The following is a 9,998-nucleotide window of genomic DNA, read 5'->3' as shown; positions in this document are numbered from 1 at the left end:
GAGCGCTCGAGTCGGCGTCGACGGTCGACCGTGCTCGGTCGCTCGTTCCTCGCGCCCTGCGCCCGCTCTCCCTTTCGACGCCGCCGCGCTCCTGCGGCGCGGCCGCAGCTTTCCTCAGGGCGTCCACGCGGTCCGTGCGCTCCCAGGTGAACTCGGGGAGCTCGCGGCCGAAGTGGCCGTACGCGGACGTCGACGCGTAGATCGGCCGCTTCAGGTCCAGGTCGCGGATGATCGCGGCGGGCCGCAGGTCGAAGACCTCGCTGACCGCGTCCTGGATCGCCCGGTCCGGGAGCGTGCCCGTGCCGAAGGTCTCCACGAACAGGCCGACGGGCTCCGCCTTGCCGATCGCGTACGCGACCTGCACCTCGCAGCGCCGCGCGAGACCGGCCGCGACGACGTTCTTGGCGACCCAGCGCATCGCGTACGCGGCGCTGCGGTCCACCTTCGACGGGTCCTTGCCGGAGAACGCGCCGCCGCCGTGGCGGGCCATGCCGCCGTACGTGTCGATGATGATCTTGCGTCCGGTGAGGCCCGCGTCGCCCATCGGCCCGCCGACCTCGAACCGCCCGGTCGGGTTCACCAGGAGCCGGTAGCCGTCGGACTCCAGGTTGACGCCCTCCTCCGCGAGCGCCTTCAGCTCGGCCTCGACCACGAACTCCCGTACATCCGGGGTCAGCAGGCCCTCGACGCTGATGTCGGCCGCGTGCTGGGAGGAGACGACGACCGTGTCGAGCCGGACCGGACGGTCGCCGTCGTACTCGATGGTGACCTGCGTCTTGCCGTCGGGGCGCAGGTACGGGACGGTCCCGTCCTTGCGGACCGCCGTCAGGCGGCGCGCGAGGCGGTGCGCGAGGGCGATCGGCAGCGGCATCAGCTCGGCCGTGTCGTCGCAGGCGTACCCGAACATCAGGCCCTGGTCGCCGGCGCCGCCGGTGTCCACGCCCTGCGCGATGTCGGGGGACTGCGCGCCGATGGAGACCGAGACCCCGCAGGAGGCGCCGTCGAAGCCCTTCATGGAGGAGTCGTAGCCGATGTCGAGGATCGCCTCGCGCACCAGCTTCGCGATCGGCGCGTACGCGGTGGTGGTCACCTCGCCCGCGATGTGGACGAGACCGGTGGTGAGCAGGGTCTCCACCGCGACCCGGGCGTCCGGGTCGTCGGCGAGGAGCGCGTCGAGGATGGTGTCGCTGATCCGGTCGGCGATCTTGTCGGGGTGCCCTTCGGTCACCGACTCCGAGGTGAAGAGACGCCGGCTGCCGCCGCTGCCGCTGCCGCTCATGCCTCCACCTCCAGCTGGGACTTGAAGAAGTGCTCCTCGATCGCGGCGAGGGTGCGGATGGAGTCGACCTCCAGGGTCTCCATCTGGATCGCCCTCCCGCACTGCTGCTCAAGCAGGAAGACGAACTCGACGAAGGAGAGCGAGTCGATGAGCCGGTTCTCGATCAGGTCGAGGTCGTCGGCGATGTCGGACCGCTCGGGGTGCCGGTCCAGGATCCAGTTCTTCACCTGCTGCAGGCCGTCGGCCATGGTGCTTCTCCTCATGTCTGTAGGGGGGCGGCGACGATCGGGGCGGCGACCGCCACCGCGTAGTCCACGTCGTGGCTGATGGAGACGGTGATCTCGGTGATGCCGGAGTCGGCGGCCATCTCCGCCGCGCTCCGGTGCAGCTCCACCAGCGGCCAGCCGCCTTCGGAGCGCCGTACGACGATGTCCGTCCAGGGCAGGAACCTGCCCCGGACCCGCAGGGTCTTGAAGGCGGCCTCCTTGGCCGCGATCCGACCGCACAGGCTCAGGACGTCGAGTCCGGTGGAGGTACGGCAGTCGGCGAGTTCGCCGGGGGTGAGCATCCGCTCGAAGAACGTCTCGCCGTACTCGGCGAGCAGTCGGCGGACACGGGTGACGGACACGATGTCCATGCCGAGGCTCGCCCAGCCCAGACCGCCCGCCGGCGGGGCGACGGGACGGGCCGGCACGTCAGCTCACCGGCCCGACCGCGGCGCCGGGTGCTGTGGCTGCCGTACGGGCGTCGAGGACGGCCCGGGTCGCCGCCGCCCAGTCGCCGTGGCGGCGGGTCAGCGCGGACAGCCAGCGTTCGAGACCGAAGGCGACGCAGCTGGTGAAGGCCGGGCCGCCGGTCGACTCCAGGGTGATCGCGCAGCGGTCGCCGAAGAAGTTGCGGTGCGTGTTGACGGAGGCGATCGCGAGGTCCTCGTACAGGAACTCGTGCTTCACCGGGGTGAGGCGCTGGAGCACCGCCTTGGAGCCGCCCTTGTCGAAGAACGGGTCGCAGGCGGCCTCCTTGCGCAGCGGCAGGTCGAGCGCGCCCGCGAAGGAGTGGATCCGCTCGGTGAAGTCGCAGAGGTGGCTCTCGGCGTGCTCGCGGCTGCCGATGGCGACGATCTCCCGCATGCGGAAGCCGAGTTGGCGGCGCATGCCCTCGTAGTGGGTCTCCTTGCGGAAACACCAGGAACAGACGGTCACCAGGGTGTCGTCGGCGACCTGCCGGCCCTGGTGGTCGAGGTAGACGGCGTAACAGGACGCCGAGGGCAGTCCGAACGCGGCGGGTTCGAGCGCGTCGCACGGAAAGCAGCCGGTGTCGTCGCAGAAGGCTGAGGTCTCGCGGCGCTCCAGGGCGAGCGGGGCGGCGACGACGGCCTGGTGGGGGAAGTTGTCGTAGTAGTCGAGCCGGGCCAGGTCGGCGGCCGGCAGGAGCGGGGGCATGGTCATCGGGCGGGCGCCCGCGGCCACCCCCCAGCTCTCGAAGGTGTCGTCGAGGAGCCGCAGCAGGGCGGTCGCCTCGGGACCGAGGGAGGGGAGCCCCCTGGTCTCCCCGACGCTCGTGGGGGTCGTCACGCTCATGGTCGGTGCACCTCTCGGGTGAGGGTGTCGCTCGATGCGCGGGCCTCGCTCAGACGACGGGCAGGGTGTCGTCGGAGAAGATCCCGGTCTTCAGGAAGAAGGCGAGCGGCTTGCGGATGGCCTTGCGCTCGTACGGACGGCGGCGCTCGTCGGCGACCAGCGCGTTGCGCAGGGCCAGCGGGTCGGCGATGCCGGCGTCGCGGTAGACGTGCGGGTTGTAGAGGGAGTTGACGCTGTAGACGACGTACCGCTTGAGGTACGCCTCGACCTCCGCGACCCGCGCCGCGGGGACCGACTCGCGCATCCGGGTGAAGAGCAGCGAGACGAGTTCGCGGCCGAAGGCGATGTGGCGCGACTCGTCCTGGTGGTGGATGCGGTTGACCTCGCGGATCGTGTGGCAGAGGGAGTCGTCCTGCGCCATCCGCATGTTGTAGTGGTCGACCAGCTCCTCGAAGAACAGGATGCGGGCGAAGACGAGGAAGTTCTCGACCTCGGGCTCCCAGGCGGAGTCGGCGCGCATGGCGGTGGAGCCGTAGATCTTGTGGCCGTAGCGTCGGCAGAACTCGGCGAAGAACCACATGTGTTCGTTCTCCTCACCGATGAAGTGGTGGAAGAAGTCCGAGGGGACCTCGAAGCCGGGCATGTGGATCCGGCCGACGACCTCGATGAGCAGCTCGCGGATGCCGTGCACGTTGAGGCTGTAGAAGTTGATCGACTCCCACTTCGACAGCTTCTGGATCGTCTCCTCACCGAGCTCGTCGTAGTACGGGGTGCCGTGGACGGTGAGCAGCTCGGGCGTCATCCACAGCTGCCGCTCCTCCAGCCGGTCCGGCCAGTCGAACTGCTGGTAGGGGTTGTAGTACTCCTCGATGGAGCGGGAGCTGAGCCGCTCGAGGACGTCCATGAACCGGTCGGTGACGGGCAGGGGGGCGCTCACGCCCATGGGAACTCCTCGGATGTCTGTCGTCGGGATGCGTGAACGGGTACGGCGGTGGTGCTACGGCCGGACCTCGTAGACCGCGTTGACGGGGGTCTCCGTGGCGCGCCGCCAGCGGGTGAAGCCCGCCTCCTCGGCGATGGCGCGGAAGGCCGACTCGCCGGAGTGGTTGCCGAGCGCGTGCGGGCCGCGCTGGGCGACGGCCACCGGCAGGCACATCACGGCGGACAGGGCCATGAACATCCGCGCGGCGGGGGTGCGGGTGTCGATGTCGGCGGGCGAGACGTTCGACTCGACGAGCATCCAGGTGCCGTCCCCGTCCAGGGACTTGTGGACGTGCTGGGCGGCGGCGACCGGGTCGCCCATGTCGTGCAGGGCGTTGAAGAAGGTCACCAGGTCGTAGCCGGAGCCCGGGTAGTCGTCGGCGGAGGCGACCTCGAAGACGACCCGGTCGGAGAGACCGGCCTCCTCGGCGAGCTGCCGGGCGATCGACACGGCCTCCTCGGAGTAGTCGAAGCCGTGGACGGTGGCCTCGGGGAACGCCTTGGCGATGAGGAGGGTGGTGTGGCCGACGCCGCAGCCGACGTCGGCGACGGTCCCGCCGGCCGCGAGCTTCCCGGTGACGCCGTGCAGCGCGGGCAGCCAGTCGGGGACGAGCTTGTGCTCGTACGTGGGCTGGAAGAAGGAGCCCATCCCGGTGTCGAGGGCCGCGTCGTGCTCGGCCCAGCCGACGCCGTCGCCGCTGCGGTACGCGTCGACGAGCAGGTCCTCGGTGGCGTACAGCGCCTTGAGGGCGGTGAAGAACCCGGCGGCAAATGTGACGGCGTCCGGGTCGGCGAGCACGGCGACGTGGTCGGCGGGGAGCGTGTACGTGCCGGCGCTCGGGTGGCGCTCGACGTACCCGGCGGAGAGCTGGGCGTGCAGCCACTCCTCGATGTACCGCTCGCTGGTGCCGGTCCTCGCGGCGAGCCGGGCCGCGGTCGTCGGGCCGTGCGCGGCGAGGGCCTTGTAGAGGCCGAGGCGTTCGCCGAGGGCGACGGTCAGGCCGCGGACGGCGGCACCGGCGTCGGTGATGACCTGCTGGTGGAAGTCGTGGGCGCTCATGCGGCCTGCTCCTCTCGTGTCGTGCCGGGCGCGTTCGGCAGGTCGCAGGTGAAGAGGAAGGACCTCGGCACGCGCGGTACGGTCCGCGCCGGGACCTGGTACGGCCAGCGGCCGAAGTCGGCGCCCTCCTCACCGGGCTGCCTGACCTCCCGTACGTCCCAGCCGCAGTCGGCGAGCAGCGCCTCGGGCTCCTCGGTGCCGAAGAGCCACGGATTGCCGTCCTCCTTCAGGGCGTTGAGGAAGGGACGGGAGAGCGGGTTGTCCAGGGCGGCCCGGGAGATGACGTCGCCGAGCAGTACGGAGCCGGGCGCGGCGTGCGCGGAGAGCGTCGAGATGAGGGTCCGTACGGCCTGCTCGGGCAGGAAGAACAGCAGGCCCTCGACCACCCACAGGACGGGCTCGTCGCTCTTCCAGCCGGCCTCCTTCAGGGGTCCTGTCCAGTCCTGGGTGAGGTCGACGGGGACGGTGACGCGGGTACGTCCGGTCGGCAGCGGCTCGTCGGCGAGCATGGCCGCCTTGGCGTCGAGGAGGGCCGGGCGGTCGAGTTCGTAGACGGTGACGCCGTCGGGCCAGGGCAGCCGGAAGAAGCGGGTGTCCATGCCGGCGGCGAGGAACACGACCTGGCGGATGCCGCGCTCCTCGACCGCCTTGACGACGGCCCGGTCCAGGTAGGTGGTGCGGATGGCGAGGAACGGCACGGTGCCGGCCCCGGCGTAGCGCTCCAGGAGCTCGAAGCCGATCCGGTCGGCGACGGTGCGCGCGTAGGGATCGGCGAAGAGCCGGTCCTCGCGCTCGGTCTCCAGGGCACGCGCGGCGGCGGTCCACTGGGCGGTGCGGGATACGGCCTCCACAGGAGGTCCCCCTTCGTGTGATGGCTTCGTGTGATGGCTTCGCGGATGGGAGAGGTGGCGGACGGCCGTGCTCAGGCACTCACACGCGCACAGGCGACGGGATCCTCGGCCGCGGGCATCGACGACGAGCGCGCGGCCTCGGTACCGGCGGGACGGCGCCGGAAGATGCTGTGCAGGATCATGCTGAACACGGCCGTCCCGTCGGCGGCCACGAGCGTGCACCGCGGCTTGACGGTGCCGGTGGCGGGGTTGAACGGCGACGGGGTGGAGCCGAGGATCTCCACGCGGGCGGTGAGCACGTCGCCCGGGCGGACGGGCCGCAGATAGCGGACCTCGTCGATGCCGGGCGAGCCCAGGCAGGCGCTGTAGGCGAGCAGTCCGTCCACGTACCGGCGCATGAAGAGCGCCTGGGTGTGGAAGCCGCTGGCGATCAGGCCGCCGAACGAGGAGCGCTTCGCGAGCTCCTCGTCCGTGTGGAAGGGCTGCGGGTCGAAGCGGCGGCCGAACTCCAGCACCTCGTCCGTCGTGACGGTGACGGTGCCCAGTTCGTGGACGTCGCCGGGCCGGAAGTCCTCGAAGTAGCGCATCGCGCGCCCCCCTTGACCTAGGAGTGATCGTTCCCTGGCAACACCCAATTTACGAATGGCTCGTTTATTTTGTCAACCCAAAAGAAGCTTCGACCACACTCACTTCCGCACTCGTTCGTCCGAGAGAACGCGTACGAAGTCGGCCCACAGGTCGTCGACGTCCTCGATCCCCACGGAGAGCCGTACGAGCCCCGGTGCTATCCCGGCCGCCGCCAACGCCCGTGCGTCCAGCTCGCGATGGGAGGTGGAGGCGGGATGGGCGACGAGGCTCTCGACCCCGCCGAGGGAGAGCGCGAGCCGGGCGATCCGTACGCCCTCGATGAAGGCACGGCCCGCCTCCCGGCCGCCGGCCAGCTCGAACGAGAGCAGCCCACCGCCCCCGGAGAGCACCTTCCGGGCGGTGTCGTACGAGGGATGGCCGGGGAGCCACGGGTAGTGGACGGCCGTGACGAGCGGATGCGCGGCGAACCGCTCGGCGAGCACGGCGGCGTTGGCGCAGGTCTCGCGCATCCGCAGCGGGAGCGTCTGGATCCCGCGCAGGGTCAGCCAGGCGGCGAACGGGTCGGCGCAGGCGCCCAGTTCGACCACGCGTGGCCAGATCGCGCGGCGCAGTCCCTCGTCGGCGAAGACGGCGGCGCCGCCGAGGACGTCGGAGTGCCCGGACAGGTACTTGGTGGTGGAGTGGACGACGATGTCCGCGCCGAGCTCCAGGGGCCGGCACAGGACGGGCGAGGCGAGGGAGTTGTCGACGACGGAAGTGATCCCGAGCCGCCGGGCGGCGGTGAGGAGCGCGGGCAGCTCGGGGACCTGACCGGTCGGATTGGCGATGGTCTCCAGGACGAGGAGCCCCGGGACGCGGCCCTCGGCGGCCGCGGCGTCGACCTCGGCCGCGTCGCCGCCGTCGATGTACGTGACCTCGATGCCGTACCGCGCGGAGAGGTCGGACAGCACGGCGTACGTCCCGCCGTACAGGCAGCGCTGCGCGAGCACCCGGTCGCCGGGCCGCAGGAGGGCGAGGAGGACCCCGCTGACGGCGCCCATGCCCGACGCGAAGGCGAGCGCCCCGGCCCCGCCCTCAAGGCCGGCGAGGGTCTGCTCCAGGGCCCGTACGGTGGGGTTGCCGCGCCTGCTGTACGCGTACGGCCCGTCGGGTCCCGCCATGGCGTCGGCGAGCGCGTCGGCGGAGTCGAAGGCGAAGGCCGAGGACTGGACGAGCGGCACGGACAGGGGCCGACTGCCGCTCAGGGGTGGGTCGTTGACGACGTGGACGGCTCGGGTGCTGAGGTGACGGCCGAAGTGGCGCATGGCGAGTCCTTCCGTTCGTTCGGTACGGGGAAGGGGCCGCCCGATGAGATCGGACGGCCCCTGGGGGTGGCGAGACGGCGTCGGGTCAGGCGGAGACCTTGTCCCCCTGCGGGGCGGACTCGGCCGCGCCGGCGGCGAGCGCCTTGTCGCTCTTCATGACGAGCAGGGTGACGACACCGCCGACGGCGGCGACGACCGCGGCGCCGATGAAGGCGGCGGAGAAGCCGTCGGTGAGCGCCGGGAGGTTGCCGAGCTGGTCGGCGCCCCGCGACATGGCGAGCGCGGTCAGCGCGGCGAGGCCGAGGGCGGAGCCGACGTTGTAGGTGGTGTTGACGATGCCGGAGGCGAGACCTGCCTGCTCCTGCGGGGCGCCGGACATCGCGGCGATCATCGCCGGGATGTAGGCGAGGGACATGCCGAGCGCGGCGACCAGCGAGGCGGGCAGGACGTCGACCAGGAAGGTGCCGGTCGGCGGGACGGCCGCCAGCCAGACGAGCCCGGCCGCCAGGACGAGCAGACCGCCTGCGATCAGCGGCTTGGCGCCGTAACGGCCCATGAGGCGGGCGGTGATGGCCGTCATGAAGATCATCAGAAGGACGGTCATCGGGAGCAGGGCCGCGCCGGAGGCGAAGGCGCCGTAGCCGAGGACCTGCTGCAGGTAGAGGTTGAGGAAGTACCACATCGGGATCCAGGCGGCGCCGAGCAGCGTCATCGCCAGGTTGGCCGAGCCGAGGCGCGGGATCCGCCACACGCTGAGCGGCATGAGCGGCTCACGGACGGACTTCTGGATCACGAAGAAGAGGACGAGAAGGGCTGCGGCGCCGACGAGCTGGAGGACGGTACCGGTGGAGCCCCAGCCGACCTCGGGGGCGCGGACGACGGCGAAGACGGCGAGCGCGAGACCGGCGGTGACGGCGACGGCGCCGAGGACGTCGACGGAGCCGCGGCGGGACTCGACGGCCGGGAGGAGCTTGGTGGCGGCGAGGGTGGCGAGACCGATCGGGATGTAGATGATGAAGACCCACTGCCAGCTCATCCACTCGGTGAAGACACCACCGAGGAAGACGCCCGCGGTGCCACCGGCGGGGGCGGCGGCGCCGTAGAGCGCCATCGCCTTGCCGAGCTCCTTCGGGTCGTGCATGAAGAGCATCATCAACAGGGTCATGGCGGAGGGCGCGATCAGCGCGCCGCCGACGCCCTGGACGGCGCGGCCCGCGATCTCGACCCAGGCGGTCTGCGCCGCGGCGGCGAGGACCGAACCGGCGATCATCACCACCCAGCCGGTGACGAAGATCCGGCGCGCTCCGACGAGGTCGGAGAGGCGGCCGCCGAGGAGCAGCAGGCCGCCGAAGACGATGACGTACGCGTTGAAGATCCACTGGAGCTCGCTCTGCGAGAAGCCCAGGTCCTTCTGCATCTCGGGGAGCGCCACGCCGATGATCGAGGTGTCCATGATGACCATGAACTGGGCGGCGGCGAGCACGACAAGTGCCCACCAGCGCCGGGGATTGACGGTTGACATTGCCCTGCTCCTTCGCTCGACGCATACCCCTAGGGGGTACCTTCGCGGAGCACCGTAGCATACCCATGGGGGGTATGTAAGACCGAGGATTCGGGGGATGATTCCCCCATGACCGCAGATGTGGACGCCGCACCCGCCGGACTCCCCGCACTCCTCGCGCGCTGGAACGCGACCCTGCTGACCGCCCGCTCGGGCCACGGGGACCCGGGCCACCCGGACCCGGAGCCGTACGGCCGGAACCTGCTGGCCCGCTGGGCCGAGCCGCACCGCAGGTACCACACGGTCGACCACCTGCGGGCGGTCCTCGACCGCATCGACGAGCTGACCGACCAGGGCGGCGAGGGCGGGGAGTTGGAGCTCGTACGCCTGGCCGCCTGGTTCCACGACGCGGTCTACCGCCCGGACCGCTCCGAGAACGAGGAACGCTCGGCGACCCTGGCCGAGAAGGCCCTGACGGAGGCCGGCCTGACCGCGCACGAGGTCGCGGAGGTGGCCCGCCTGGTCCGCCTGACGGTCACGCACGACCCGGCGGAGGGCGACATCAACGGCGAGCTCCTGTGCGACGCGGACCTGGCGATCCTGGCGACGGACCAGGATACGTACGGGGGGTATGTGCGGGCGGTCCGCGAGGAGTACGCCTTCGTCCCGGACGAGGCCTTCCGCCAGGGCCGGGCGGCGGTCCTCCGCCAACTCCTCGCCCTGCCACGGCTGTTCCGCACGCCGTACGGGGCGGCGGCCTGGGAGACGCGGGCGCGGCGGAACCTGGAGGGGGAGCTGGCGGGGCTCGAGGCCTGACGGAAGGACCGAGGCCTGACGAAGAACCGAGGCCTGAC

At 71.3% G+C, this 9,998-nt stretch carries 10 protein-coding genes and 1 pseudogene; 1 reads left to right on the top strand and 10 read right to left on the bottom strand.

The genetic code is table 11. From position 1 onward, the window contains the following. Positions 1 to 103 precede the first annotated feature (103 nt). The 10 genes and pseudogenes from metK to ACGFYP_RS15895 all read right to left on the bottom strand — a co-directional run. Positions 104 to 1,279 (bottom strand): annotated as a pseudogene (metK, locus tag ACGFYP_RS15940) (methionine adenosyltransferase); the annotation flags it as partial. Continuing rightward, positions 1,276 to 1,527 carry a phosphopantetheine-binding protein gene (locus tag ACGFYP_RS15935; protein ID WP_361960569.1) on the bottom strand — a complete coding sequence of 84 codons (252 nt, stop codon included), beginning with the start codon at positions 1,525 to 1,527 and terminating at the stop codon, positions 1,276 to 1,278. The gene ACGFYP_RS15935 and the pseudogene metK, both read right to left, overlap by 4 nt. Positions 1,528 to 1,538: 11 nt before the next feature. Continuing rightward, entirely contained in the window at positions 1,539 to 1,973 is a 435-nt protein-coding gene (gene acpS, locus ACGFYP_RS15930) for a holo-ACP synthase (RefSeq protein ID WP_393492870.1), read from the bottom strand. Between the two features lies 1 nt (position 1,974). Next, the gene (locus ACGFYP_RS15925) at positions 1,975 to 2,859 is read right to left on the bottom strand and encodes a hypothetical protein (RefSeq protein ID WP_393492867.1); all 885 of its coding nucleotides are present in this window, start codon (positions 2,857 to 2,859) and stop codon (positions 1,975 to 1,977) included. Between the two features lie 49 nt (positions 2,860 to 2,908). Beyond that, positions 2,909 to 3,802, bottom strand: a complete 894-nt coding sequence (locus ACGFYP_RS15920; protein ID WP_393492864.1) for a diiron oxygenase — start codon at positions 3,800 to 3,802, stop codon at positions 2,909 to 2,911. A 54-nt stretch (positions 3,803 to 3,856) separates the two neighbouring features. Then, positions 3,857 to 4,900, bottom strand: coding sequence for a class I SAM-dependent methyltransferase (locus ACGFYP_RS15915; protein WP_393492861.1), 1,044 nt, complete (start codon positions 4,898 to 4,900; stop codon positions 3,857 to 3,859). After that, the gene (locus ACGFYP_RS15910; RefSeq protein ID WP_393492858.1) at positions 4,897 to 5,751 is read right to left on the bottom strand and encodes a class I SAM-dependent methyltransferase; all 855 of its coding nucleotides are present in this window, start codon (positions 5,749 to 5,751) and stop codon (positions 4,897 to 4,899) included. The genes ACGFYP_RS15915 and ACGFYP_RS15910 overlap by 4 nt, the downstream gene beginning before the upstream one ends. A gap of 71 nt (positions 5,752 to 5,822) precedes the next feature. Beyond that, positions 5,823 to 6,338: a MaoC family dehydratase gene (locus ACGFYP_RS15905; protein WP_393492855.1), complete on the bottom strand. Its 516-nt coding sequence runs from the start codon at positions 6,336 to 6,338 to the stop codon at positions 5,823 to 5,825. A gap of 99 nt (positions 6,339 to 6,437) precedes the next feature. After that, positions 6,438 to 7,643, bottom strand: coding sequence for a trans-sulfuration enzyme family protein (locus ACGFYP_RS15900; protein WP_393492852.1), 1,206 nt, complete (start codon positions 7,641 to 7,643; stop codon positions 6,438 to 6,440). Between the two features lie 85 nt (positions 7,644 to 7,728). After that, positions 7,729 to 9,165, bottom strand: a complete 1,437-nt coding sequence (locus ACGFYP_RS15895) for an MFS transporter (protein WP_393492849.1) — start codon at positions 9,163 to 9,165, stop codon at positions 7,729 to 7,731. A 108-nt stretch (positions 9,166 to 9,273) separates the two neighbouring features. Here ACGFYP_RS15895 and ACGFYP_RS15890 point away from each other — a divergent pair, with 108 nt between their 5' ends. Continuing rightward, on the top strand, positions 9,274 to 9,960 hold the full coding sequence (locus tag ACGFYP_RS15890) for a hypothetical protein (RefSeq protein ID WP_393492846.1): 687 nt from the start codon (positions 9,274 to 9,276) through the stop codon (positions 9,958 to 9,960). The last annotated feature ends 38 nt before the right edge of the window (positions 9,961 to 9,998 follow it).

It is taken from the genome of Streptomyces sp. NPDC048370, from assembly GCF_043200825.1.
Taxonomy (GTDB): domain Bacteria; phylum Actinomycetota; class Actinomycetes; order Streptomycetales; family Streptomycetaceae; genus Streptomyces.
Note: the sequence above shows the minus strand (reverse complement) of the source record. Positions and strands in the feature narration are given on the sequence as shown.

Bases quoted from the DNA above. Each gene is read 5' to 3' on its own strand.
- ACGFYP_RS15935 (WP_361960569.1), bottom strand. From the start codon at position 1,527: ATGGCCGACGGCCTGCAGCAGGTGAAGAACTGGATCCTGGACCGGCAC.
- ACGFYP_RS15925 (WP_393492867.1), bottom strand. From the start codon at position 2,859: ATGAGCGTGACGACCCCCACGAGCGTCGGGGAGACCAGGGGGCTCCCC.
- ACGFYP_RS15920 (WP_393492864.1), bottom strand. From the start codon at position 3,802: ATGGGCGTGAGCGCCCCCCTGCCCGTCACCGACCGGTTCATGGACGTC.
- ACGFYP_RS15915 (WP_393492861.1), bottom strand. From the start codon at position 4,900: ATGAGCGCCCACGACTTCCACCAGCAGGTCATCACCGACGCCGGTGCC.
- ACGFYP_RS15905 (WP_393492855.1), bottom strand. From the start codon at position 6,338: ATGCGCTACTTCGAGGACTTCCGGCCCGGCGACGTCCACGAACTGGGC.
- ACGFYP_RS15900 (WP_393492852.1), bottom strand. From the start codon at position 7,643: ATGCGCCACTTCGGCCGTCACCTCAGCACCCGAGCCGTCCACGTCGTC.
- ACGFYP_RS15895 (WP_393492849.1), bottom strand. From the start codon at position 9,165: ATGTCAACCGTCAATCCCCGGCGCTGGTGGGCACTTGTCGTGCTCGCC.
- ACGFYP_RS15890 (WP_393492846.1), top strand. From the start codon at position 9,274: ATGACCGCAGATGTGGACGCCGCACCCGCCGGACTCCCCGCACTCCTC.